This is a genomic window from Filimonas lacunae, from assembly GCF_002355595.1.
GTDB lineage: Bacteria > Bacteroidota > Bacteroidia > Chitinophagales > Chitinophagaceae > Filimonas > Filimonas lacunae.
In genome coordinates, this window is the sequence record NZ_AP017422.1 from 5,141,966 (window position 1) to 5,166,020 (window position 24,055).

Annotated in this window: 25 protein-coding genes; 6 read left to right on the top strand and 19 right to left on the bottom strand. The window is 44.6% G+C overall.

Going from position 1 to position 24,055, the window contains the following annotated elements; all coding sequences use genetic code 11:
- Positions 1 to 48: 48 nt before the first annotated feature.
- From FLA_RS20170 to FLA_RS20185, 4 genes are all read left to right on the top strand, one after another.
- The gene (locus FLA_RS20170) at positions 49 to 774 is read left to right on the top strand and encodes a pyridoxine 5'-phosphate synthase (RefSeq protein ID WP_076379289.1); all 726 of its coding nucleotides are present in this window, start codon (positions 49 to 51) and stop codon (positions 772 to 774) included.
- 40 nt (positions 775 to 814) lie between these two features.
- Positions 815 to 1,333 (top strand): DUF2911 domain-containing protein, encoded by a 519-nt coding sequence (locus tag FLA_RS20175; protein WP_076379290.1) that lies wholly within the window; start codon positions 815 to 817, stop codon positions 1,331 to 1,333.
- 2 nt (positions 1,334 to 1,335) lie between these two features.
- Positions 1,336 to 1,704, top strand: coding sequence for an ArsC family reductase (locus tag FLA_RS20180; RefSeq protein WP_197705813.1), 369 nt, complete (start codon positions 1,336 to 1,338; stop codon positions 1,702 to 1,704).
- Positions 1,705 to 1,880: 176 nt separating this feature from the next.
- Positions 1,881 to 2,441 carry an RNA polymerase sigma factor gene (locus FLA_RS20185; protein WP_076379292.1) on the top strand — a complete coding sequence of 187 codons (561 nt, stop codon included), beginning with the start codon at positions 1,881 to 1,883 and terminating at the stop codon, positions 2,439 to 2,441.
- A gap of 23 nt (positions 2,442 to 2,464) precedes the next feature.
- Here FLA_RS20185 and FLA_RS20190 read toward each other — a convergent pair whose 3' ends face one another.
- The 18 genes from FLA_RS20190 to hisG all read right to left on the bottom strand — a co-directional run bounded on the left by FLA_RS20190 (position 2,465) and on the right by hisG (position 19,456).
- Positions 2,465 to 3,571 (bottom strand): TlpA disulfide reductase family protein, encoded by a 1,107-nt coding sequence (locus FLA_RS20190; protein WP_076379293.1) that lies wholly within the window; start codon positions 3,569 to 3,571, stop codon positions 2,465 to 2,467.
- Between the two features lie 28 nt (positions 3,572 to 3,599).
- Positions 3,600 to 4,199 (bottom strand): bifunctional phosphoribosyl-AMP cyclohydrolase/phosphoribosyl-ATP diphosphatase HisIE, encoded by a 600-nt coding sequence (gene hisIE / locus FLA_RS20195; protein WP_262495941.1) that lies wholly within the window; start codon positions 4,197 to 4,199, stop codon positions 3,600 to 3,602.
- Positions 4,200 to 4,375: 176 nt separating this feature from the next.
- A complete protein-coding gene (hisF, locus tag FLA_RS20200) occupies positions 4,376 to 5,134 on the bottom strand; it encodes an imidazole glycerol phosphate synthase subunit HisF (RefSeq protein WP_076379294.1) in 759 nt (252 codons plus the stop codon).
- A gap of 32 nt (positions 5,135 to 5,166) precedes the next feature.
- Positions 5,167 to 5,889 carry a 1-(5-phosphoribosyl)-5-[(5-phosphoribosylamino)methylideneamino]imidazole-4-carboxamide isomerase gene (hisA, locus tag FLA_RS31865; RefSeq protein ID WP_231940292.1) on the bottom strand — a complete coding sequence of 241 codons (723 nt, stop codon included), beginning with the start codon at positions 5,887 to 5,889 and terminating at the stop codon, positions 5,167 to 5,169.
- A gap of 3 nt (positions 5,890 to 5,892) precedes the next feature.
- The gene (locus FLA_RS31870; protein ID WP_231940293.1) at positions 5,893 to 6,297 is read right to left on the bottom strand and encodes a GNAT family N-acetyltransferase; all 405 of its coding nucleotides are present in this window, start codon (positions 6,295 to 6,297) and stop codon (positions 5,893 to 5,895) included.
- 24 nt (positions 6,298 to 6,321) lie between these two features.
- Positions 6,322 to 6,915, bottom strand: coding sequence for an imidazole glycerol phosphate synthase subunit HisH (gene hisH / locus FLA_RS20210; protein WP_076379295.1), 594 nt, complete (start codon positions 6,913 to 6,915; stop codon positions 6,322 to 6,324).
- Positions 6,912 to 7,685, bottom strand: coding sequence for a tryptophan synthase subunit alpha (gene trpA, locus FLA_RS20215; protein ID WP_076379296.1), 774 nt, complete (start codon positions 7,683 to 7,685; stop codon positions 6,912 to 6,914). Before trpA ends, hisH begins: the two co-directional genes overlap by 4 nt.
- A 24-nt stretch (positions 7,686 to 7,709) precedes the next feature.
- Positions 7,710 to 8,897 carry a tryptophan synthase subunit beta gene (trpB, locus tag FLA_RS20220; protein WP_076379297.1) on the bottom strand — a complete coding sequence of 396 codons (1,188 nt, stop codon included), beginning with the start codon at positions 8,895 to 8,897 and terminating at the stop codon, positions 7,710 to 7,712.
- Between the two features lie 6 nt (positions 8,898 to 8,903).
- On the bottom strand, positions 8,904 to 9,605 hold the full coding sequence (locus FLA_RS20225; protein ID WP_231940294.1) for a phosphoribosylanthranilate isomerase: 702 nt from the start codon (positions 9,603 to 9,605) through the stop codon (positions 8,904 to 8,906).
- A 17-nt stretch (positions 9,606 to 9,622) separates the two neighbouring features.
- Complete coding sequence (gene trpC / locus FLA_RS20230; RefSeq protein ID WP_076379298.1) at positions 9,623 to 10,399, bottom strand: indole-3-glycerol phosphate synthase TrpC; 777 nt, start codon at positions 10,397 to 10,399, stop codon at positions 9,623 to 9,625.
- Between the two features lie 10 nt (positions 10,400 to 10,409).
- The gene (gene trpD / locus FLA_RS20235; protein WP_076379299.1) at positions 10,410 to 11,402 is read right to left on the bottom strand and encodes an anthranilate phosphoribosyltransferase; all 993 of its coding nucleotides are present in this window, start codon (positions 11,400 to 11,402) and stop codon (positions 10,410 to 10,412) included.
- Positions 11,403 to 11,453: 51 nt separating this feature from the next.
- Complete coding sequence (locus FLA_RS20240; RefSeq protein WP_076379300.1) at positions 11,454 to 12,026, bottom strand: anthranilate synthase component II; 573 nt, start codon at positions 12,024 to 12,026, stop codon at positions 11,454 to 11,456.
- Positions 12,027 to 12,055: 29 nt separating this feature from the next.
- Entirely contained in the window at positions 12,056 to 13,504 is a 1,449-nt protein-coding gene (locus FLA_RS20245; RefSeq protein ID WP_076379301.1) for an anthranilate synthase component I family protein, read from the bottom strand.
- 216 nt (positions 13,505 to 13,720) lie between these two features.
- A complete protein-coding gene (hisB, locus tag FLA_RS20250) occupies positions 13,721 to 14,869 on the bottom strand; it encodes a bifunctional histidinol-phosphatase/imidazoleglycerol-phosphate dehydratase HisB (RefSeq protein WP_076379302.1) in 1,149 nt (382 codons plus the stop codon).
- Positions 14,870 to 14,889: 20 nt separating this feature from the next.
- Positions 14,890 to 16,185, bottom strand: coding sequence for a PQQ-dependent sugar dehydrogenase (locus FLA_RS20255; protein ID WP_076379303.1), 1,296 nt, complete (start codon positions 16,183 to 16,185; stop codon positions 14,890 to 14,892).
- Between the two features lie 21 nt (positions 16,186 to 16,206).
- Positions 16,207 to 17,253 (bottom strand): histidinol-phosphate transaminase, encoded by a 1,047-nt coding sequence (gene hisC / locus FLA_RS20260; RefSeq protein WP_076379304.1) that lies wholly within the window; start codon positions 17,251 to 17,253, stop codon positions 16,207 to 16,209.
- A gap of 27 nt (positions 17,254 to 17,280) precedes the next feature.
- Positions 17,281 to 18,561: a histidinol dehydrogenase gene (gene hisD, locus FLA_RS20265; protein WP_076379305.1), complete on the bottom strand. Its 1,281-nt coding sequence runs from the start codon at positions 18,559 to 18,561 to the stop codon at positions 17,281 to 17,283.
- Positions 18,562 to 18,571: 10 nt separating this feature from the next.
- On the bottom strand, positions 18,572 to 19,456 hold the full coding sequence (gene hisG, locus FLA_RS20270) for an ATP phosphoribosyltransferase (protein ID WP_076379306.1): 885 nt from the start codon (positions 19,454 to 19,456) through the stop codon (positions 18,572 to 18,574).
- Positions 19,457 to 19,718: 262 nt separating this feature from the next.
- Here hisG and FLA_RS20275 point away from each other — a divergent pair, with 262 nt between their 5' ends.
- Together FLA_RS20275 and FLA_RS20280 are read left to right on the top strand one after the other, a co-directional pair.
- Positions 19,719 to 22,139, top strand: coding sequence for a S9 family peptidase (locus tag FLA_RS20275; RefSeq protein WP_076379307.1), 2,421 nt, complete (start codon positions 19,719 to 19,721; stop codon positions 22,137 to 22,139).
- A gap of 284 nt (positions 22,140 to 22,423) precedes the next feature.
- Complete coding sequence (locus tag FLA_RS20280) at positions 22,424 to 23,062, top strand: outer membrane beta-barrel protein (protein WP_076379308.1); 639 nt, start codon at positions 22,424 to 22,426, stop codon at positions 23,060 to 23,062.
- Positions 23,063 to 23,149: 87 nt separating this feature from the next.
- Here the strand turns inward: FLA_RS20280 and FLA_RS20285 are convergent, their stop codons facing one another.
- The gene (locus tag FLA_RS20285) at positions 23,150 to 24,052 is read right to left on the bottom strand and encodes a PorP/SprF family type IX secretion system membrane protein (protein ID WP_076379309.1); all 903 of its coding nucleotides are present in this window, start codon (positions 24,050 to 24,052) and stop codon (positions 23,150 to 23,152) included.
- Positions 24,053 to 24,055: the final 3 nt, after the last annotated feature.

The following is a 24,055-nucleotide window of genomic DNA, read 5'->3' on the forward strand; positions in this document are numbered from 1 at the left end:
GCGAGTGTATTATTACAAAAAGATTGTGAAACCCGCTAACTTTACCCCATGAGCCATAGTACCAAGTTGAGTATTAACATAAACAAATTTGCCACCCTGCGCAATAGCCGCGGGGGTAATAATCCCGATGTTTTAAAGGCTGCCATTGATGCAGAGCGTTTTGGGGCTGATGGTGTTACGGTACACCCCCGTCCGGACGAAAGACATATCCGCTACCAGGATGTAAGGGATATCAGAAAAAAAATCACCACTGAATTTAATATTGAGGGCAACTGCAGCGAACAGAAGTTTATTGACCTGGTGCTGGAAACACGCCCCCACCAGGTAACCCTGGTACCGGATGCCCTGGGCCAGCTTACCAGCGATCATGGCTGGAATACCATTGAACATCAGGCCTACCTGACCGAAATGATCGGTGTTTTTAAAAAAGCCGGTATACGGGTGAGCATTTTTGTAGATCCTGTGATGGAAATGGTAGAAGGCGCTGCCAAAACAGGCACCGACCGTATTGAATTATATACCGAAGGGTATGCCCGTAAGTTTGAGAACAATAAAGAAAAAGCCGTAGCCCCTTACGTTGCTGCAGCGCAGAAAGCGAAAGAACTGGGTCTGGGCCTGAATGCCGGGCACGATCTGGACTTGTATAACCTGGATTTTTTCAGCAAAAGTATTCCCTGGCTGGATGAGGTAAGCATTGGCCATGCACTGGTTTGTGATGCTTTATACCTGGGTTACGAAAATGCAGTGCAACTGTATAAAAGACAGCTCGCATAGTTTTTGCGGAATTATTACATTTAAATAAACTATTACAATCATGAAAAGAGTACTCGGATTGCTGGCCGTTGTTTGCGCCATTAGCGGATCGGTGTTTGCACAAGAGCAAAAGAAACCCGCTAGTCCGCTGGACAGTGTATCTGCCACCATTAAAAGCGGCGCTGCTGTTTCTATCGTATACAGCCGCCCATCAGTAAAAGGCAGAACCATTGGTAAAGACCTGGAACCCCTGCCTGGCAAAATATGGCGTGCAGGTGCTAACGCTGCCACTACTTTTGAAGTATCCAAAGCAGTAACCGTAGAAGGCAAAGCTTTACCAGCCGGTAAATATGCTTTTTTCACTATTCACAACGACAAGGAATGGACGCTGATCTTCAACAAGGTGTCTAAAACCTGGGGCGCTTACGATTACGAGAAAAACAAAGCAGAAGACGCTTTACAGGTAACTGTAAAAGACGGTAAAGGAACATTTACAGAAACGCTTACTTACACCATCAGCAAAAGCGGTGAAGTTTCTTTATTATGGGGCGATCATGTAGTGAAATTTACTATTAAGTAAGAGTGAAGCAAATTATGTATACTGTTTACGGCATTCCTAATTGTAACACTGTAAAAAAGGCTTTGGACTGGCTAAACCTGCACGGTATCCAATACGAGTTTCATGACTATAAGAAAAAAGGCATTACTGCCGATAAACTAGGGTCGTGGGCCGCACAAACCGGCTGGGAAGCACTGGTAAATAAAAAAGGAACCACCTGGCGTCAGCTGGATGCAGCTGCACAGGCCGAGGTTACCGGTGAAAAAGCCGCCATTGCACTGATGCAGGAAAAAACAAGCGTTATAAAACGCCCGTTAATTGAAAAAAATAATAAAGTGGTAGCCCTTGGTTTTGAAGAAGATGCCTACCAGAAAGCTTTTCAAAAAGGCTAACCGCACGGTTAGCCTTTTTGGTTTTTATGCTATTATTTTGCCTGGAAATGCCAATAAGCTTATCTTAGCTTTGTTCTTCAGCACATCCAATATCCTCTACAGGTAATATTATTTACCTGCCCATTTCAGTGCTGAGCCTGATAAGACTTATAACACGTTTTAACAACAAGTTTTTTATGAGCCAGGAGGATATTGTGTTACACGATTATTTTACATCTATTGCAGCAGGTGATGTCAGCGCTTTTGACCAGTTTTCGCACCTGTATAAGCATAAAATTATGGGAAAGGCTTTCCAGGAAACCCAATGCTGGAACGCAGCGGAAGAGATAACCAAAGGCTTTTTCGACAATATCTGGAAAAGCAGAACACTGCTTACCGCCGTGGAGAATGGCGACCATTACATCAGCACTACGCTGGACCATATTACCAAACAATATCTATTGTTGAAGAAGAACAGCACTTTACTGGGAGAATTGATTAAAAAGTTCACCAGTGGCCTTTTTACAGGCCCTTGCCTTCCTATGACAGAAGAACAATTGAAAACATTTGTTCCGATAGCTATTAATACTTTACCTCAGCAAATGAAGCAGGTTTTTGAACTGAGATATTATTATCAGGAACCTTACGAAGATATTGCCCGGGACCTGGGCATTACTAAAGGGATAGCGCAGCAGTATTTTTTTGACTCAATGATACAGATCAGAAATTATATAGATGAGCATCTACTTCCGGGATAAGAAGCAGATGCCCATTCCAGCTATTATTTTAATACTTCACTCAGCTTTTTAAGCAATTCCTGCCCACGCAGATTTTTGCCTATAATCATACCATTCGGATCTATCAGCAGGTTGCTGGGAATAGATTCGATATGATAAGCACGGGACACCTCATTGTTCCAGTATTTCAGATCGCTTACCTGTGTCCAGGTAAGATTATCTGCTTTAATGGCTTTTACCCAGGCATCTTTGGTTTGATCCAGCGATACGCCCAGCACGGTAAAACCTTTGTCTTTAAACTGCTTGTAAGCAGCCACTACATTGGGGTTTTCCATCCGGCAGGGCCCACACCAGCTGGCCCAGAAATCAACCAGCACATACTGCCCTTTAAATTGTGATAAGGAAACCGGCTTACCATCCACATCGTTTTGTGTAAAAGGTATGGCCTGTGTACCAATAGCACCCGCTTTGCTGGTAGCTATTACCTCCTGTACACCTTTGGCAAAACGGTTATTCAACGCATCGCCTTTTAAAGTAGCAAAACGCCTTTCCAGCAAGGAAACATCTTTATTAGGATCGGTATCGTAGCTGTAAGCCAGTAACAGGGCCGACATGGCGCTGGCAGGCTTACGGTTGACAAAACGATCAATACTGGTTTGATATAGGGTATACGCCGTATTCAGCATGATCATAGCAGAATCTTTACTTTCCCGGATACGGGCATTCTGCATCAGCTGGCGGTAATAATCTACATAATCATATAAAGGCTTGATGTAGTAGATAAACTCTTCATAATCCTGGTGAGGTCCGGTACCGGCTACAGCCAGTTCTACCGGTGTTGCATTCGCCCCTGTTTTACCCGTGGCGTCACCTGTAACAGTTAAGGCATCGTTACCCATAAAAACTACCTGTTGTTGATTAAGGGCAGGGATGGCCAACATGCGGGTGTTGGTTTCATCGGCCTTTCCTTTCAGCAGAAAGCTTCCTTTTTTTACATAGTCCCTGGCAATGGTATCTGTTTCAGAATTGCCGGCCAGGTATACCAATGAATTATCCGGCAAACCTTTGATGTTGCCCTGGATGGTAAAACCGTTTTGTGCGATAGACGCAACAGGTAATGCCAGTAATAATGCGGAAACGATGCGCTTCATTAGTAGATTATTTATAGTATGCTGTTGATTATTTGTGGCGCTGTTGTAATACAGCCGTAATATCTTTTAAAGAGTAACCTTTGGCATTCAGCAATATCAGGTAGTGAAACAACAGATCGGCTGCTTCGCTTTTAAACAGCTCATCATTATTGTCTTTGGCTTCAATCACCACTTCCACTGCTTCTTCCCCTACTTTCTGTGCTATTTTATTAATGCCTTTCTGAAACAGTTTGGCCACATACGATTCGTCGGGCGAAGCATGCCTGCGCAACGCTATCACCTGTTCAAGATGCGATAAAAAGTCATCCTGTTCATTGGTTTCGTTCCAGCAGGTATCAGCACCGGTATGGCATACCGGCCCCATAGGTTCTACTTTAATCAGCAGGGTATCATCATCACAATCTGCTTTAATTTCTTTCAGCATCAGAAAGTGACCACTCTCCTCGCCTTTTGTCCACAGGCGTTGTTTGCTGCGGCTAAAAAAGGTTACACGGCCCGAATGCTCGGTAGTATCCAGCGCTTCCTGGTTCATAAAACCCAGCATCAACACTTTATTGGTGCTGGCATCCTGAATAATGGCAGGCACCAGTCCATCGGCATATTTATTAAAGTCAATGTTCATTTTCATAATCAGTGCGGCTTATTTTTTAACATTTCCAGCAATGCATCCAACATGCCGGCATGACGTTGCTGTCTTTGCTCCTTTTTGCGCTTTCGTATCCTGATGAACGCGTAAAAAAAATACAGCGCCATAAAAATAGCAATAAGACCAACAGGAACGTCAATTCGCATAAAGCTCTATTTTTAAGTTCTTACCACAATATCTTTTGCTTTCAGGTATTGCTTCAGATCGGGTATAGCCACTTCTTTAAAATGGAATATGCTGGCGGCCAGGGCTGCATCGGCTTTTGCTTCACGAAACACCTCTTCAAAATGCTGCATATTGCCCCCACCTCCGGAAGCAATTACCGGCACCGACAGCTGTGTAGCCAACGTGCGGGTAATATCAACGGCAAAGCCTTGTTTGGTGCCATCGTGGTTCATTGAAGTAAGCAATATTTCGCCGGCACCCAGGTCTACCGCCTGTTTAGCCCAGTCAATACAGCGGGTATCGGTTTTTACCCGGCCTCCGTTCAAATATACATACCATTCACCGTCTTCTTCCAGGCGGGTATCTATTGCCAGCACAACGCATTGGCTACCAAACTCCTTTTCCAGCTCTTTTATTAGTTCCGGCCTTTTAAAAGCAGCCGTGTTCACCGATATTTTATCGGCCCCGTTTTGCAGCAGCACCTGCACATCTTCTACGCTGCTGATGCCCCCACCTACAGTGAAAGGAATATTGATATGGTGTGAAATGCGGTTGACCAGCTCGCTGAGTGTTTTACGCTTTTCGTTGGTAGCGGTGATATCCAGGAACACCAGTTCATCGGCTCCCTGTTGTGCATATAAGGCACCAAGCTCTACCGGATCACCCGCATCGCGCAAACTTTCAAAATTGACACCTTTTACGGTTCTGCCATCTTTAATATCCAGGCAGGGGATAATTCTTTTTGCCAACATAAGATATAGTTGAATGTAGCCAGTAGCTACGTTTATGCCTGGTTCATTTGCACAAGCTGCTCTAAGCTAATGCGGCCTTCATAAAAGGCTTTACCTACAATTACACCGCTGCATCCTATTTTATGCAGGTCTTCCAGGTCCTGCACAGTAGCCACACCACCACTGGCAATAAAATGCAGCTTCGGATAGCGGCCAATAATGTTTGTATACAGTTCAACAGAAGGCCCCTGTAGCAAACCGTCCTTGCTTACATCGGTGCAAAACACCTGTTGTATACCGTGCTGCATGTATTTATGGATAAAGCTGTAGATATCAACATCTGTGGTTTCTAACCAGCCGCCTACTGCAATTTTCTCGTCTTTTACGTCCGCACCCAGTAAAAACTTATCAGCGCCGTATTGCTGTAACCAGGCTACAAACTGTGCTTCGTTTTTTACTGCCAGGCTGCCAATTGTAGCCAGAGCTGCTCCGGAATTGAATACGATGGTCAGGTCTTCCTCCTGCTTAATACCACCACCAAAGTCTATTACCAGGTTGGTTTTGGAAGTAAGTGCTTCCAGTACCTTCCAGTTCTTCACGGCACCAGCTTTAGCGCCATCCAGGTCTACCAGGTGTAGGCGTTGTAAACCTGCCCCTTCAAATACCTTGGCTACTTCCAGCGGATTTTCGTTGTATATTTTTTTCTGATTATAATCGCCTTGCGTAAGACGTACGCACTTGCCATCTATAATATCTATGGCGGGAATGATCTGCATTTGTTATAACTGTTTTTCCATTTTTACAAACTCGTGCCCATGCTGCTGCCACTGCTCCCCCACCGGCTGCATGCCAAACCTCTGATAAAAAGGGGCTGCACTTACACGGGCATTACACCATACGGCCGTACACTGTTGTTGCTGCGCCAGTTGCATTACATGCGAAAGCAAAGCTTTACCATAACCTTTACCCTGTAAAGTGGTTAATGTGGCAAATTTGCGAAACTGCAATTGCTGGTTTTTAATAAAAACTGATACCACCGAAACCGGTGTGTCTGCTTCATAAACCCCCATATGCAAACCGGTGGCATCATCCGCTAACTTTACCTCATCAATGGTAAAGCTTGGATACATCACCTCTTTGCGCATTTGCCATATAATATCCAGTGGTACTTCTTTTATCTCCATGCTTCTTACCTGCGGGTGGCCTGCCTATATTTTTTCAATAAAATTTTTTAATATCTGTTCGCCCACATTAGCGCTTTTTTCGGGGTGATACTGCACTCCGAAAAAATTGTTTTTATGTAAGCCAGAGCTATACGGCTGTATATAATTGGTAGTGGCAATAGTATGCTCGCCTAACGCCGCGTAATAGCCATGCACAAAATAACAGTAACTGTCTTCCGGCACCTGGTCGAACAAAGGCGTTTGCAGGTCGTAGATATTATTCCAGCCTATCTGCGGCACTTTAAACGCTACATCTGTAGCGATAAACTTTTTCACCGGCTCTTCAAATATCCCCATGCACTCGGTGTTGTTTTCTTCCGATGTTTTGCACATCAGCTGCATACCCAGGCAAATACCTAACACAGGTTGTGTAAGGCTGGTGATCACTTTATCCAGCTGCCTTTCTCTTAAATACCGCATAGCACTACTGGCTTCGCCTACACCGGGAAAAATTACCTTATCGGCTTTGGCTATCAGCTCGTGATCGTCAGTTACCAATGCTTCGGCATTAATACGTTCCAGTGCGTATAATACGGACTGGATATTACCTGCATTGTATTTTATAATTACGATGTTCATTGTAATATGCTTTCTAAAAATTGCTGTGTGGGTTGGGCAACATCGCCATTAGCATTATCCAGCGCTTTGATATACGCTGTGCCAATAATAGCGCCATTGGCATAACTGCTGGCTGCATTAAACGTAGCTTTATCTTTAATACCAAAACCAATGAGAACCGGGTTGTTCAGGTTCATTTGTTTCAGCTTGTTAAAATACGCTTCCTGATCGGCCATGTTTTTATCCTTACCTGTGGTGGAAGATGAAGATACCGCATACAGGAAACCGGTAGTTAAACCATCCAATGCACGCACACGTTCTTCGGAAGTTTCGGGCGTTACCAGGAAAATAAAATCAAGACCATAGCGCTTAATAACAGCTCCATATTCTGTTTCAAATTCATAAGCGGGCAAATCGGGTAAAATTAACCCGTCTACACCAGCAGCTGCGGCATCCTTGCAAAACTTCTCAAAACCGTATTGCAACACAGGGTTCATGTAGCCCATCAAAATCACAGGCACATTCACCTCTTTGCGCATTTCTTTCAACTGACCTAACAGAACAGCGATGGTCATGCCATTTTCCAGCGCTTTCATGCTGCTGGCCTGTATCACCGGGCCATCGGCCAGGGGATCGCTATAGGGCATTCCCAGTTCAATTAAATCAGCACCATGCTGTTGCAGGGCTTTCATTACAGGCAGTGTGCTATCGAGGGCAGGGTATCCTGCGGTACAATACACATTCAACACCCGGTTATTTTTACGAGCAAAAAGTTCAGCTATACGACTCATCCTTTTTGGCTTTTACTGGTTCAATTATAAATGTTTCATGTAGGTGGCCAGATCTTTATCGCCACGGCCGCTCAAGCATAACACTACCGTATCGGTAGCGGCCAGCTTCAGCTGGTTTAAGGCTGCCAGTGCGTGTGACGATTCCAATGCAGGAATAATGCCTTCCAGCTTACACAGCTGAAATGCGGCCTTTACTGCATCTTCATCCGTAGCACTTAAAAAGTTGCCACGGCCACTTTGAAACAGGTGTGCATGCAAGGGACCAATGCCAGGGTAATCCAATCCTGCCGAAATGCTATGCGGTTCTACCACCTGACCATCTTCTGTTTGCATCACCAGGCTTTTGCTGCCATGCAACACACCAGGTTTGCCCAGTTGTGTAGTAGCAGCGCTCATACCGGAATGCACACCATGACCGGCAGCTTCTACCGCCACCAGTTGCACCGAAGGTTCGTCCAGAAAATGATAGAATGCACCGGCAGCGTTACTGCCACCGCCTACACAGGCTATTACATGAGTAGGCAGCTCTTTACCGGTTTGTTGCTTTAACTGTAAGCGCGTTTCTTCACTGATAACACTTTGAAAACGCGCTACCATATCGGGATAAGGATGCGGGCCTACTACAGAACCTATCACATAATGCGTATCGGTAGGGTTATTAATCCAGTCGCGAATAGCTTCATTGGTAGCATCCTTTAACGTTTGGCTACCGCTGGTAGCAGGTATTACCGTGGCACCCAGCATGCGCATACGTGCTACGTTGGGCGCCTGGCGTTCAATATCTTTAGAGCCCATGTATACAATACACTCAATGCCTTTTAATGCACACACGGTAGCAGTAGCCACCCCGTGCTGACCTGCACCGGTTTCGGCTATAATGCGCTTTTTACCTAAACGCTGCGCCAGTAATACCTGGCCAATAGCATTATTGATTTTATGCGCACCCGTATGGTTAAGGTCTTCCCTTTTGAGGTAAATGCTGGTGTTAAAAGCTTTGCTTAACCTTTCGGCCAGGAATAAAGGCGTGGGACGGCCCACATAATCGCGCAGCAGTTGTTGAAACTCCTGCTGAAAACCAGCTTCGTGCATAATATCCAGGTAACGGCTGCGTAGCTCTTCTACATTGCGGTGCAGCATTTCGGGGATATAAGCTCCGCCAAATGCGCCGTAATAGCCCTGCTTATCTGGTTGCTGGTAGGTTGTAGTAGCCATGATAATTTAGTATAGTTTAAGCCCGTCGAGGAAGGTGCGTATTTTGCCCATATCCTTTACACCGGGTAGTACTTCAAATTTGCTGTTGATGTCTAAAGCAAACAGATCTTTAGCCACAGCAGTTTTCTGAAATTCGTGCAGCTTGTCCACATCTTCGGGGGCAATGCCACCACTGAGAAAATAGGGTTTCTGAATGTTAAGCCCGTTCAACAGTTCCCAGTTGAACTTTTTGCCCGTGCCGCCATAGCCAGAACCTTCCGTGTCGAACAGGAACATATCTGCGGTATCGTAGTAATCTTTAATCTTCCACATCAGGTTATCTTCTTCTGACACCCGAAACGCTTTGATTACCGTAACGTAGTCGGCTATTTTTTCGCAATAGCGCGGACTTTCATCACCATGCAGCTGTACCAGGTATAAACCACATTCATCTACCGTGCGCAGTACATCATCAATAGCAGCATTTACAAACACACCAACTTTGTTGATACGCCCTCTTATTTTTTTAATGTCCGATGCCGGCATGCTTTTGAATACATACCTCGGCGACCGCGGATAAAAAATAAACCCGGCAAATTCAACGCCCAGTGCGTCCAGTTCCTGTACCTGTTCTACGCGGGTCATTCCGCATACTTTTACTCTGATACCACGGTGCGCTTCAATAGAAGCGCCGGGATGCATTGGATTGTCGTACGTGCTCTGTTCCATAGCCCTGCTTGTTTTAGTTACAATTGTTTAACAAAATCTGCAAAGGCAACCGAAGGATCAGGTTGTTTCATAAAGTTTTCCCCGATAAGGAAGCCTTTAAAACCAGCCTGTCGTAATGTTTTGATGGTTTCCGGGCTGCTGATACCGCTTTCCGCTACTCCCGGCTTGTGGGCCGGCATACGGCTAATGAGGCGCAAAGAGGTATTAATGTCTACTTCAAAGGTTTTCAGGTTCCGGTTGTTCACACCTACCATATCCACTTCGTCGCAAATATGATCCAGTTCCGTTTCGTCGTGAATTTCCAGTAACACTTCCAGCTGCAGGCTTTTGGCATATGCTGCCAGTTGTTGCACCTGAACAGTGGTTAAATTCGCTGCTATCAAAAGTATTACATCTGCGCCAATAGCCCTAGCTTCTGCTATCTGATACTCGTCAATTATGAAATCTTTCCGCAGAATGGGGATATTATTTTCCCGGGCCGCCAGCAAATCGTCGCTGCTACCCCCAAAAAAATGCTCATCCGTTAATACCGACAGCCCCGATGCGCCAAATTGTGTATACGCCCTGGTTACATCAGCCACTTGGGCGTTGGCATTGATAATGCCTTTGGAAGGCGATTTACGCTTGTATTCCGCAATAATACCTGTACGCTGCGGATGCACCAGTGAAGCAGCCAGCGACAACGTGGGGCGGGTATATAGCTGGCTTTTTTCCAGCTGATCCAGACTTACCGTTGCTTTGCGAATAGCTACTTCTTCTTTTTTCCTTGCTATAATGGTATCCAGAATGTTCATAGTATTGGATTTACTGTAAGGCAATCAATTTAGTCAAACAGGCATTGGCTTTACCCGATTCCAGGCTATCTACCGCAGCCACATACGCATCGTTATACGTTGCATAGTTTCCGGTGCAATGCAATGCCATAGCCGCATTCGCCAGCACTACGGCATTCTGTGCCCAGGAGCCTTCGCCTTTTAATATGGTTTTGAATATTTTACAAGCTTCTTCCGGTGTGTTACCACCGTAAATATCCTGCTGCGCCACCTGGCGTTTGCCCAGTTGCTCCGGCGTCATAATAGCTTCACCGGAATGGGTGATTACCTTGGTATCGGCAGTTAAAGAAATTTCGTCGTACCCATCCAGGCTATGAATAATAGCGAATGGATTGCCGGACTGCTGCAGGAGATAATTATACACCCTGGCCATTTCCAGGTTATACACCCCCACCAGCTGGTAAGCAGGAGACGCCGGGTTAACCATGGGGCCTAAAATATTAAAAAAGGTACGCAGCCCAAGGTTTTTACGGATAGGCCCTACTGATTTCAACGCCGGGTGAAACACCGGTGCATGCAGGAAACAGATGCCCGCTTCTTCCACTTCTTTTTTCAGCTGGGCCGCGTCACTTTTAAATGTATACCCCAGTTGCTCCATTACATTAGAAGCACCGCTGATGCTGGTAGCGCCATAGTTGCCATGCTTGGCTACTTTCTGACCGGCACCTGCTACAATAAAGCAAGCCAGTGTAGAAATATTAAAGGTGTTTTTACCATCACCACCTGTACCAACTATATCAATCAATTTATGATCGCCCAAATCCACCTTCACACATAAGCCCAATAACGCATCCCTGAAACCCTGTAATTCTTCAATAGTTACGCTGCGCATTAAAAACACCGTGATAAAGGCGGTTACTTCATGCTCGCTAAAATGACCATTAGATATGTTGGTGAGAATTTCCTTAGCCTGCTCGCGGCTAAGTGTTTTATGTTCGAATAAGTATTGTAATATCTTTTTCATTGTTATCTGTTGTGTATGTGTTGAAATCCGGTTTTCCGTTACTGTGGTTATTTATTGGGCCAGCCAGTTGCGGATAATGGATTCTCCCTGGGGCGTTAACACACTTTCGGGATGAAACTGTACACCACGTATATCATAGGTTTTATGTTGCAATGCCATGATAAAACCTAAGTCGTCTTCTGCAGTAATTTCCAGTTCTGCGGGAAAATTATCTTTGCTTACTACCCAGGAGTGATAGCGTCCCACATCCATACGGGAGGGCAGACCTGCAAACAAAGGAGCCTTTGTAGCCAGTATGTTCATAGGCATGGCCACACCATGATACACGGTAGACAGGTTGGTGAGCGTACCACCAAAAGCTTCACCAATGGCCTGATGGCCAAGGCATACACCCAGTATAGATTTGGTAGCGGCGTACTCTTTAATCAAAGGCAGTAACAAGCCTGCTTCGGAAGGAATGCCAGGGCCGGGCGATAAGATAATTTTATCGTAAGCTTTCACCTCTTCCAATGCTATTTTATCGTTGCGAACTACATCTACCTTATCACCGGTAATTTTCTCCACCAGGTGAACCAGGTTATAGGTAAATGAATCGTAGTTATCGAACACTAATATTTTAGACACGGTATTCTTATTTAATGCTTGAGCAATGTTTAGATTTCTGAGGCCAGCACAATAGCCTTTTTCAGCGCACCTAATTTGTTGTTTACTTCCTGCAATTCACTTTCTGGTTTGGAAGCAGCTACTACACCGGCGCCAGCCTGGTAGTACAACGTGTTTTGCCTGCTTAAGAAAGTGCGTATCATAATAGCGTGATTGCAACTACCATCAAAGCCCATAAAACCAATACAACCACCATAGTAACCACGTTGTGTGGGTTCGTTGCTGTTAATCAGCTCCATAGCCTTGAACTTAGGCGCACCGCTTAAAGTACCTGCGGGGAAAGTGGCAGCCAGTAAAGAGAAAGGATTCACGCCTTTTTCTGTATTACCGGTCACTTCACTTACCAGGTGTATCACGTGCGAATAGTATTGCACCTGCCTGTAATGCTTTACCGTAACGTTATGGCTGATGCGACTTAAATCGTTACGGGCCAGATCAACCAGCATGGTATGTTCTGCATTTTCTTTGGCATCTTCCAGCAATTCAGCTGCCAGTTGCCTGTCTTTCTCAGCATCACCTGTTCTTTTAAAAGTGCCGGCAATAGGATGTACTACTGCTTCGCCATCTTTTACAATCAGCTGCGACTCGGGGCTGGAGCCCATTAATTTATAATCGCCGTAATCGAAATAGAATAAATAGGGTGACGGATTAATATTGCGCAATGCGCGGTATACGTTAAAGTCGTCTCCAGTGAATTGTTGCTGAAAACGGCGGCTTAATACAATCTGAAACACGTCCCCTCTTAAACAGCTTTGAATGCCTTTTTGCACCATAGCCCTGTAATCTTCATCTTCCATATTGGATGTTTCTTCGCCTTTAGGGCTGAAAGGATATACAGGAACGTCTTTGCTTCTGATCAGTGACTCTACCATGTTCACTTCACTTTCCAAACCGGGCACCTGGTTTTCGCAGATGTACATTTCATCTTTGAAATGATTAATAGCAATCACATACTGATATAAGCGGTAACGCATCAAAGGCAGTGAAGGCCTTGTTTCGTTGGCTATAGTGGCCGGCTTAACGGCAGCATTTTGTTTGGGAGAAAAAGAGATGGTATCGAAAAACTGAACGGCGTCGTAAGAAGTGTAACCAAATAAACCCTGTGCTATTCTGGCCGTCGCCTCGCTGGTTTCAGCCGCTTCGAAAGAATCCATAAAACTCCAGATGATCTGTGGTACGTCCTGGGTGTTTTTAATGGATTGTTTTTCAGGCTTTTGGGTAGGGTATTTTAACTCCAGCGTTTCTTTATTGATAATTTCTATGCCTGCAATGGCGTTAATGGCAATGATGGAGTAACTGTTTTCAGCGGCGTGGTAATCAGTACTTTCCAACAATATGGTATCTCTGAACCGATCCCGCAACCTGAGGTAAATTCCTACCGGTGTGTACACATCCGAGAGCATCTTTTTGCACCGGGTAGTAATGGCTACTTTTTTCATTTTTTAATTTTCAATTGTACATGGTAAAAACAAAAAGGCCCCGACACGTCTGTCGAGGCCTTTTAATATAGTTGAGTATTGGCAATGCCGCTACCAGCCCCGACAGGAGTTAGTATGCCACCACCAAATTTTATTGATCAACTGTACTTTCATAACCCTACGAAATTGCGACAGAGATTTGATACCACCAAATAAAATCAATTTTTCTGCAAAATATTACAACACTCCCTTGGTACTGGGCAGGTAATTATGCAACGGATCGCGTTTTACCGCCATACGTATGGCTTTGGCAAATGCTTTGAAAATAGCTTCGATTTTATGATGTTCGTTTTCACCCTTACACTCAATATTCAGGTTGCATTTAGCAGCATCGCTGAACGATTTAAAGAAGTGAAAGAACATTTCTGTAGGCATCTCTCCTATCTTCTCTCTTTTAAACTCGGCATCCCATACAATCCAGTTACGACCACCAAAATCGATGAGCACTTTAGCTTCTGCTTCATCCATAGGTAACGCAAAACCATAGCGTTCCATACCACGCTTATCTGCCAGTGCCTGGGCAAATGCTTCACCTAACGCAATGCCGGTATCTTCAATGGTATGATGCTCATCTATATGTAAATCGCCTTGTGTTTGGATAGTGAGGTCCATTTTACCATGACGAGCAATCTGATCCAGCATGTGATCGAAAAAGCCCAGTCCTGTATGAATCGCTGCTTTACCACTGCCATCCAGGTTTAATTCCACATGAATTTTAGTTTCGCTGGTGTTGCGGTCATGTACTACCTGGCGCAGGCCCAGTTTCAGATATTCATAAACAGGCTTCCACTCCGTGGTTTCCAATGCAATACAAGCATCCCAACCGCCAGCAGGTGGTGTTTGTTTTTGCAGCTCTTCGGCACCCAATGAAGGATCGTTGTTTAACCAGATAGCTTTACAACCTAAGTTGCGGGCCAGCACTACATCGGTAATACGGTCGCCAATAACATAGCTATTGGCCAGATCATAGTCCGGATTATTGATATACGCCGTAAGCATCCCTGTTTCAGGCTTGCGGGTAGGCTGATTATCTTTTGCAAATGTTTTATCAAAGAAGGCCGCGCTAAAACGGATACCTTCGTTTTCCAGGCTTTTCATAACAAAGTTTTGAATAGGCCAGAAAGTATCTTCGGGATAACTATCTGTACCCAACCCATCCTGGTTACTCACTACTACCAGTTCATAATCCAGTTCTGCCGCAATGCGGGAAAGATAGGTGAACACACCTGGATAAAATTCCAGCTTCTCCCAGCTATCAATCTGGTAAGTGGGCGGCGCTTCTTTTATTAATGTGCCATCTCTATCTATAAACAAAACTCTTTTCATACAGTAACGAATTCCTTTTTCTATTGGTAAATAATACGATATATGCGACCGGTAACATCATCACTTACATACAGTGATCCATCCGGGCCCTGCGCCAGTCCACAAGGACGGTGTTTGGCTTCTCCGGTAGAAACAATCTTATCGGCAAGGGCAAAGTTGTTGGCAAAAATTTCCCATTCACCGGCAGGCTTGCCATCTTTGAAAGGCACAAATGCTACAAAGTAACCTTGTTGTTGTGGAGAGCGGTTCCATGAACCGTGAAAAGCAATAAAAGCACCATTACGGTATTTTTCAGGGAACATAGTGCCGGTATAAAACAGCAGTCCGTTAGGCGCCAGATGACCAGGGAAAGCATAGATAGGATTTATTGCTTTTTCACCACCTGTTTTCTTGCCATCGCCACCATATTCAGGAGCCACCATTTTATTTTTCTGTAACTGATCGTAATAGATATACGGCCAGCCGGCATCATCGCCCTGCTTTAATGCGTACAAACACTCTGCAGGTAATTCAGCACCTTGTTGCTCGTTGTAATATTCAGGAAACATATCAAACAAACCATCACGCCCGTGCTGCATTACAAACAGCTGGTTATTGGTGTTGTTCCAGTCTAACCCTACTACGTTACGCAGGCCGGTGGCATAGCGTGTGCCTTCTGTAAAGTTTTGGCCAGGTTTATCGGCTTTAAATTGCCAGATACCGGCTGCATAATCCAGCAATGGACAAGGATACTTGCCTTTAGAACCTTTTTGCCTGTCCTGCTCCTGGCAGGAGTTAGAAGGTGCGCCGATATTTACATAGATGTTTCCGTTGTTGTCCAACACTATAGACTTGCTTTCGTGCTGGCGGCGGAATAACAAGCCTGTGATAATTTTTTCCGGTGCAGTTTTATTCACTACCTGTTGCTGCGCATCCAGTTTGTAGCGAAAAACTTCACTATCGGAAGATGCATATAAGTAATCATTTTTAATAGTAATACCAGTGCCATTGAAATTGCCAAAGCCAGTAATGTTATCAGCTTTACCATCGCCATTGGTGTCTTTTAGCAGCAGAATACCTTTGCCATCTTTTGTTCTTTGCAATTTCACATAGATATCGCCCTTTGCGGTTACAGCTATATGTCTAGCCTTTCCAATGCCATCTGCCACCTGCAGGGCCTTAAATCCGGAGGGCAATACCAATCCGGCATTATCAGCGTCTGGTGTTACGGTTGCTTTTATTATCCTGGCGCTATCATCACCGGCGGCCATTGCGGTTTGAGTCACTGCAAAAGCTGTGAAGGCGATGAGCGATGCGTACAGCCATTTCTTTTTCATAGTATATCTGTTTATACTCTGCTAATTTAACTGATTCAGGGCATCAACCAACGCCGTATTCTCTTCTTCTGTACCAATGGTAATACGCAAACAATCTTCACACAACAGCACATTGCTTCTATCGCGCACTACAATGCCTTTTTCCAGCAGATAATTATAAACGTCACGCGCCTTATTAATTTTCACCAGCAGGAAATTAGCGTCGGAAGGATACACTTTCTGCACACCGGGCAACTGCACCAGCACTTCTGCCAATGCATTACGCATATCTACCAGCAAACGGATCATATCGTTTACCTGTCCCACTTCTTCCAATGCTTTCAGCGCCAGCTCCTGTGTAACCTGGTTAATATTATAGGGCGGCTTCACTCGGTCCATGACATTGATAATTTCTTTGGACGCGAATGCCATTCCCAGGCGTAAACCAGCCAGCCCCCAGGCTTTACTGAATGTTTGCAGCACCACCAGGTTGGGATACTCAGCCAGCTCCTGCACCCACGATTTCTGGCGGGCAAAGTTGATATAGGCTTCATCTACTACTACCAGGCCGTTAAAATTGTTGAGTACGGTTTCTATATCCTGCCTGTGTAAGCTGTTACCGGTAGGATTATTAGGAGAACAGATCCATATGATTTTAGTATTCTCATCTGCCAGCGTTTCCAGGTGTGCAAGATTTAACTGAAAATCGTCCAGCAATGGCGCTTTGCGAATTTCCACATCATTAATTTCAGCGCTCACCTGGTACATACCATAGGTAGGCGGGCAGATAATGATATTATCTTTCCCCGGTGTACAGAAGCAACGGTACAACAGATCGATACATTCATCGCTGCCATTGCCCAGGAAAATGCTTTCAGCGGCTACAGATTTCACCTGGCTGATTGCCTGTTTTACTTTTACCTGGTGTGGATCGGGGTAACGGTTATACCATTTATTTAACGGAGAGCCCAGGCTGTTTTCGTTGGCATCTAAAAATACTTTTGCTTCGCCACTGAATTCATCGCGGGCAGAAGAATAAGGAGCCAGATTTTTTATATTACTACGTACCAGTTTATTGATATCGAACATGATTGCTAGTTTAGTTGTGTTGGTTTGTTACAGGTTTTGCAGGCGTACTTTTACAGCATTGGCATGCGCCTGCAGCCCTTCTGCTTCGGCCATTTGAATCACCGCATTACCTATATTTTGTATGCCTTCGGTAGTAAGCTTCTGATAAGTGATCTTTTTTACAAAGCTATCTACACTTACACCGCTATAAGCTTTGGCAAAACCATTGGTAGGCAGGGTGTGATTGGTGCCACTGGCATAATCCCCTGCACTTTCGGGCGAGTAATTACCGAGGAATACCGAACCTGCATTGATGATCTGATCACTGATGGCATCTTCATTTTTACAGGAAATGATCAGGTGTTCAGCTGCATATTCATTCACCAGTTCAATAGCTTCCTCCATAGAACCCACCACTATAGCAGTACTGTTTTCCAGTGCTTTTTGGGCAATATCCTGACGGGGCAATTGTTGCAGTTGCGCTGCTATTTGTTGCTGCACCTGTTGCACCAATGCTTCCTGTGTACTTACCAGCAACACCTGGCTATCTATACCATGTTCGGCCTGCGATAACAGATCAGCTGCCACAAATGCTGCATTGGCAGTTTCATCAGCCAACACACATACTTCACTGGGACCTGCCGGCATATCAATAGCTATGCCCTGCTGCTGCACCAGTTGTTTGGCACAGGTTACATACTGGTTACCCGGGCCGAATATTTTATATACCTGTGGTACGGTTTCTGTGCCATAAGCCATAGCAGCTATAGCCTGTACGCCACCGAGCTTATAAATGCGGGTTACGCCTGTTTTGAAAGCTGCATATAAAATAGCCGGGTGCAATAACCCGTTTTTACCCGGAGGAGAACAAAGGATAATTTCTTTACATCCTGCAATACGTGCGGGTATGGCCAGCATTAAGATAGTAGAAAATAAAGGTGCCGTGCCACCGGGTATGTACAGCCCTACTTTTTCAATGCCTACACTTTTGCGCCAGCATTGTACACCAGGCATGGTTTGTATAAGCTCAGGAGCAGCTACCTGCTTCTGGTGAAATGTAGTGATGTTGGCTATGGCAATATCGATGGCTTGCTTTAACTCATCAGATACTGTTTGTACAGCTTCCTTCATTTCTGCATCGCTTACCTGGAAGTTATCCAGTGTAACGCCATCAAATAGTTGCGTATACTTCTGCAATGCAGCATTGCCCTGTTGCTGTACATCATTCAACACCTGCTTTACTTTTTCCTGTAAGGCAGTGGCATCAATGGCGGGGCGCTGTAATAAAGCAGTGCGGGTTTGTTTGGCGGGATTGATATATACCTGCATGTGTACGGCTTTATAAGATCATTTTTTCAATAGGAACTACTAATATACCCTGTGCACCAGCTGCTTTCAGCTTTTCGATAATATCCCAGAACTCGCTTTCGCTTAACACACTGTGTACACTGCTCCATCCCTCTTCGGCCAGTGGCAACACGGTTGGGCTTTTCATACCAGGTAACAGGGAAATGATTTCTTTCAGGTTATCGTTAGGCGCATTTAACAATACATACTTGGTATTGCGCGCTTTTTTTACGGATTGTATGCGGAACAATAACTTATCCAGGATCGCTTGCTGCTCTGGCTTCAGGTTACTGTTTCTGATCAATACAGCTTGTGATTGCAAAATGGTTTCTACTTCCTGTAAACCATTCATAAACAAGGTAGACCCGCTGCTTACCAGGTCACAGATGGCACTGGCCAAACCTATACCGGGAGCAATTTCAACACTACCGCTGATTTCATGTATCTCAGCTTTTACACCTTGCTGATCCAGGAAATCCTGCACCAGAACGGGATAACTGGTAGCAATTCTTTTGCCCTGCAGGCTGGCCGCAGAACCGTAGTCTTCTCCTTTAGGAACGGCTATAGATAAGCGGCATTTGCCAAAGCCCAGTTTCTCAGTAACGTCTACTTTCTTTTTCTTTTCGTACACTACGTTTTCACCTACAAAGCCAATATCTGCCACGGCGTCTTCAACGTATTGCGGAATATCGTCATCTCTTAAAAAGAACACTTCTAACGGAAAGTTGCTGGCTTCACTTTTTAGCTTGTTTACACCATTACTAATGTCTATACCGCATTCTTTCAGCAAACGCATAGAGTCGTCGTGTAAACGGCCCGATTTCTGGATTGCCAGTTTCAATTTAGCTACGGGTGCGTTTGAATTTTGCTGTGCCATATGATTGATATTCGCTTTTTACGTTTGAATTATGGAAAATAAAAAAGGGCCTACCTTGCGGTAAGCCCTTCTAATGTTTTTATGATGTAATGCACAAAACACCACCGGCCTACCTTTTCGGTAAGATATGATGATGGTGATGGATATGCATTTGTGTATTCATGGTGGCAAAAGTACAGGAATTTCTATTTCACCGAAGTTTTTGCAAAAGAAAGTTTTAAAATTTACAGCAACTTAACTTTAGCCTTTAAAAGCAATATTCATGATGAGAAAATTGGACACGGCATTGCTGGCCGTAGCCTTATGCATCGGCATAGGCTTACAGGCGCAGGATGCTATAGGTTACCAAACGCCCCCGAAAGCCATGGCGGACTTAGTTACCGCCCGCCCTACACCAGGCGTTAGTATTGACGCAAAAGCAAGCTGGATGCTGATAAGCGACCGCAACAGCTACCCTTCGGTAGAAGAACTGGCGCGCCCTGAATTACGCATCGCAGGCTTACGGTTAAACCCCAACAACTTCTCGCCCAGCCGTCAAAACTTCATTAACAACTTCACCCTGCAACAGGTAAACAGTGGCCAAACCTTTACTGTAACCGGCTTACCAGCCAATATGCTGGCTACCGATGTACACTGGAGCCCTGATGAAAAGAAGATTGCTTTTACCAACAATACCAGCAAACAGGTGGATTTATATGTGATAGATATAGCTACACGTAAAGCCACCCGTGTAAACAAACAACCGTTAAACGTGGTGTTGGGCGATGCAATAGAATGGCTGGACAATAACACACTATTATATAAAGTGATTACACAGCCTGCATCGGCAGCACCTGCCAAACCTGCCATGCCAAAGGGCCCTACTGTACAACAGAACTTGGGTAAAGCCGCCCCAAGCCGTACTTACCAGGATTTAATTAAATCGCCTTACGACGAACAGCTGTTCGGTTTCTATGCCACTGCGCAATTGGTAAAAAACACCAACGGAGTAGAAACAGCCGTTGGCAAGCCGGCAGTGTGGCAATCCTACGCTGTATCGCCAGATAAAAAATACCTGCTGGCCGAACAAATTCAAAAGCCCTACTCCTATCTGGTGGGAGCTTCGGGTTTCCCATCTGAAATAAGCATACTGACCGTTAGCGGTCAGACAGTAAAAGTGCTGGCACAATTACCTTCTGCCGAAACCTCGCCCTCCGGCTTTGATAACGTACAAAATATAGACAGACGCTTTGACTGGCGTGATGATGAAGCTGCTACTGTAACCTGGGTACATCCTTTAGACAGTGGTATGATTAAAAATAAAGTACCGTATCACGATGTGATATACAGCCTGAGCGCGCCTTTTACGGGTGCTGCCAAAGAACTGGCCAAAACACAAAACCGTTTCAGGGGCATCACCTGGGGCAACAGTACACTGGCTTTACTGTACGATGGTTTACAAGGCAAACAAACCGCTGCAATCACCCGTTTAAACCCCACTACCGGCGAAACAGAAAAGCTGATTGAGCGTAATACTACAGATGCCTATAATAGTCCAGGCTCGGCAGTAACAACTAAAAACAATTATGGACGTGATGTACTGCTGATAACAGGAGACGGTTCGCAATTATTGTTTAATAACCAAACGGGCAGCTCCCCTAAAGGCGATTTACCTTTCCTTGCACGCTTTAACCTTCAAAGCAAACAAAGCGAAATTATCTGGCGCTGTAAAGAAGGCAGCTTTGAATATGTAAGCGATGTGCTGGATGCACAAAAGCTGGTATTACTTACCCGCCGCGAAACACAGACCGATGCCCCCAACTACTTTATTAAAAACCTGGTACTACGTATTGCCGACAGGCAAATTACCCATTTTGCCAACCCTTATCCACAACTGGAAGGCGTAAGCAAACAAAAGGTCTCTTACCAAAGAGCAGATGGTGTTACACTTACCGGCGATTTATATTTGCCTAAAGGCTATAATGCTGCTATAAACGGGCCATTACCTGTGTTAATATGGGCCTATCCTCGTGAATACAATTCTGCTGCAGATGCTGCACAAATAAGAGGATCGCAATACCGCTTTACAACACTCAGCTACGGATCGCCCATCTCCCTGGTTACACAAGGCTATGCGATACTGGATAATGCAGAGATGCCCATTGTAGGCAAGGATGAGAAAACTAAACCGAACGACAACTTTATTGAGCAACTGCAAATGAACGCAGAAGCAGCTATTAATAAATTAAGCGAGCTAGGTGTAGGTGACAAAAACCGTGTTGCGGTAGGTGGCCACAGTTATGGAGCATTTATGACCGCCAACCTGCTGGCACACACCAGTCTGTTTAAAGCTGGTATTGCACGCAGTGGCGCCTATAACAGAACACTTACTCCTTTTGGTTTCCAGAATGAGGAACGTACTTACTGGGAAGCACCAAAGCTATACAACGACATGAGCCCTTTCAGCTTTGCTGATAAAATTAAAACACCATTACTAATGATTCATGGTGATGCTGATGATAACCCAGGCACCTTCCCTATTCAAAGCGAACGTTTATACAATGCGATTAAAGGACATGGTGGCACGGTACGTTTTGTAAGCCTGCCTTACGAAGCGCATGGCTATCGTGGTAAAGAAAACTTACTGCATATGTTCTGGGAAGAATATGAATGGTTAGAGAAGTATGTAAAAAAAGCTAAATAGTAGTATTTATTTCAGATCACAGTAAGGCTTTATTAAAAGCCACACACTCCTTAAGAATCAAGCACAACATTCCACTCTACCAATCTTTCCCCAAACGAGGTGTATCAACTATGACACACCTCGTTTTATTTATAACACACCAGCATACGTCCACCCTACCTGTTTACATACCACATTAACACATATTTATTATTCAACATAAGTTATTGTTAAACAAACACCAGTGGTTTGTTAACTATACACCAACTCCCCTATTTTAGCCTTTAAATCAATAACCAATTATTATGAAAAAAATTCTACTCTTAACAGTCTTAGTAGTTATCACCACCGCCATTACCGCTTCCGCACAAATTAACAAAGGCTCAGTTTACCTCGGAGGTAACGTAGGTTACGGCAGAAGCAATATCAGAAACAACGGCTATGAAGATTACAAACAAATTAACGTAGGCGTATCTCCATCTGTTGCATTCGCTTATAAAGACAACTTCGCCTGGGGCTTATCACTGCTTTATGCCCGCACCGACCTTCAAACCTCTTACATTCAGAAATCAAATAACTTTGGTGTAACTGCTTTTCTAAGACAATATCAGCCACTTGGTAAAGGATTTTACGCTTTTGCGCAGGAAGGACTAACACTTCTCTACGGATTCGGAAATCAATCTTCCCCAACAAGTTCAGAGGTAAAATCATATGGCGCTAACGCAGGAATTTCTCCTGGCCTGGCCTACGACATTAACAAGAAGTTTCAATTAGAGATACAATTGAACAATGTTGCCTATGTAAGTTATAATCGTTCTAAAACAAAATATAGCTACACCACCGACCAAAGCACCACCAGCGATTTTAATATTGGCAGCAATCTGAGCCAGATTTCTGATATAGGCTCAGTGTCAATAGGCGCCCGTTTTGTATTCGGCAGATAGCAGCATAACACATTTTTCACAAAAAGGCCCCGATAGCCATTTACTATCGGGGCCTTTCTTAAATATTATAAACCTTACTACGTGGGTTTACTGCTTTTGTTTCACTTCATTCAATTTTTTACCAGGTAAAGCTACACCCAGCCCAACTTCATATTGTTGCCCATACCCCTGCTTATTATTGGTAGCATAGGTAAAATTAAGCTCACCCAGCTGCTTTACCATTAATCCTAAAGTACCAACAACGCTTCCTGTATTTTGCCATATGGCACTTGCATGAAACAAATGATCGTACGATAATTGCCCACCTACTGCTGCTACCCAGTTCGATTTGGTGAAGAAACGGGCAGCCAGTAAAGGCTTCAATTCTATATTATCAGATGTTTGGAAGGTGTAAGAAGTCATTAAAGCAAGGGTTTCCAGGTCAACAGGTTGATTACTAAAGTCGGGGAACCACTTGCGCAGGTTAAAAGTAGTAGCACTAAACTGGAATCCCTCTGTCTGATATACAGCACCAAAATCGCCATCTATATGCCAATTCTGATCATTAAACGCCTTGGCTGCCGGGTCGATAGCGCCACCGCTGGAAACAGCTGCCGCATCCAACCGTTGGCGATAACCGGTTAAGGAAAAGCCCAGCTTTATCCATTCTGAATTACCACCCAGCTTTATTTTATAAGCGTAGCTGAGTTTGGCGTAGGTACGTTGTAACATCCCACTTTTGTCAGAAGCGACCTGTAGACCGGCACCTGAATGGGCACCGAAAGGCAGGTCACCAGCAAACTGTATTAAAGTAGGTGCACCATCAAATCCTATCCAGCTTCGATTTACCAGAGCATATAAAAAAGGCTGGTTACGGCTTCCTGCATAAGCAGGATTCGCCAGATAGTTATTACGGAAGAAACGGGCAGACTGGTTATTGTAATACAATTGCGCTTTACCCTGTAAGGCCAGGCAACTGATCAATACCATCCCAATTATATATTTTTTCATACT

What these genes read in the sequence shown, in the direction of transcription:
- FLA_RS20170 (WP_076379289.1), top strand. Translation starts at nt 49, where the DNA reads ATGAGCCATAGTACCAAGTTGAGTATTAACATAAACAAATTTGCCACC.
- FLA_RS20175 (WP_076379290.1), top strand. Translation starts at nt 815, where the DNA reads ATGAAAAGAGTACTCGGATTGCTGGCCGTTGTTTGCGCCATTAGCGGA.
- FLA_RS20185 (WP_076379292.1), top strand. Translation starts at nt 1,881, where the DNA reads ATGAGCCAGGAGGATATTGTGTTACACGATTATTTTACATCTATTGCA.
- FLA_RS20190 (WP_076379293.1), bottom strand. Translation starts at nt 3,571, where the DNA reads ATGAAGCGCATCGTTTCCGCATTATTACTGGCATTACCTGTTGCGTCT.
- hisIE (WP_262495941.1), bottom strand. Translation starts at nt 4,199, where the DNA reads ATGAAAATGAACATTGACTTTAATAAATATGCCGATGGACTGGTGCCT.
- hisF (WP_076379294.1), bottom strand. Translation starts at nt 5,134, where the DNA reads ATGTTGGCAAAAAGAATTATCCCCTGCCTGGATATTAAAGATGGCAGA.
- hisA (WP_231940292.1), bottom strand. Translation starts at nt 5,889, where the DNA reads ATGCAGATCATTCCCGCCATAGATATTATAGATGGCAAGTGCGTACGT.
- FLA_RS31870 (WP_231940293.1), bottom strand. Translation starts at nt 6,297, where the DNA reads ATGGAGATAAAAGAAGTACCACTGGATATTATATGGCAAATGCGCAAA.
- hisH (WP_076379295.1), bottom strand. Translation starts at nt 6,915, where the DNA reads ATGAACATCGTAATTATAAAATACAATGCAGGTAATATCCAGTCCGTA.
- trpA (WP_076379296.1), bottom strand. Translation starts at nt 7,685, where the DNA reads ATGAGTCGTATAGCTGAACTTTTTGCTCGTAAAAATAACCGGGTGTTG.
- trpB (WP_076379297.1), bottom strand. Translation starts at nt 8,897, where the DNA reads ATGGCTACTACAACCTACCAGCAACCAGATAAGCAGGGCTATTACGGC.
- FLA_RS20225 (WP_231940294.1), bottom strand. Translation starts at nt 9,605, where the DNA reads ATGGAACAGAGCACGTACGACAATCCAATGCATCCCGGCGCTTCTATT.
- trpC (WP_076379298.1), bottom strand. Translation starts at nt 10,399, where the DNA reads ATGAACATTCTGGATACCATTATAGCAAGGAAAAAAGAAGAAGTAGCT.
- trpD (WP_076379299.1), bottom strand. Translation starts at nt 11,402, where the DNA reads ATGAAAAAGATATTACAATACTTATTCGAACATAAAACACTTAGCCGC.
- FLA_RS20245 (WP_076379301.1), bottom strand. Translation starts at nt 13,504, where the DNA reads ATGAAAAAAGTAGCCATTACTACCCGGTGCAAAAAGATGCTCTCGGAT.
- hisB (WP_076379302.1), bottom strand. Translation starts at nt 14,869, where the DNA reads ATGAAAAGAGTTTTGTTTATAGATAGAGATGGCACATTAATAAAAGAA.
- FLA_RS20255 (WP_076379303.1), bottom strand. Translation starts at nt 16,185, where the DNA reads ATGAAAAAGAAATGGCTGTACGCATCGCTCATCGCCTTCACAGCTTTT.
- hisC (WP_076379304.1), bottom strand. Translation starts at nt 17,253, where the DNA reads ATGTTCGATATCAATAAACTGGTACGTAGTAATATAAAAAATCTGGCT.
- hisD (WP_076379305.1), bottom strand. Translation starts at nt 18,561, where the DNA reads ATGCAGGTATATATCAATCCCGCCAAACAAACCCGCACTGCTTTATTA.
- hisG (WP_076379306.1), bottom strand. Translation starts at nt 19,456, where the DNA reads ATGGCACAGCAAAATTCAAACGCACCCGTAGCTAAATTGAAACTGGCA.
- FLA_RS20275 (WP_076379307.1), top strand. Translation starts at nt 19,719, where the DNA reads ATGATGAGAAAATTGGACACGGCATTGCTGGCCGTAGCCTTATGCATC.
- FLA_RS20280 (WP_076379308.1), top strand. Translation starts at nt 22,424, where the DNA reads ATGAAAAAAATTCTACTCTTAACAGTCTTAGTAGTTATCACCACCGCC.
- FLA_RS20285 (WP_076379309.1), bottom strand. Translation starts at nt 24,052, where the DNA reads ATGAAAAAATATATAATTGGGATGGTATTGATCAGTTGCCTGGCCTTA.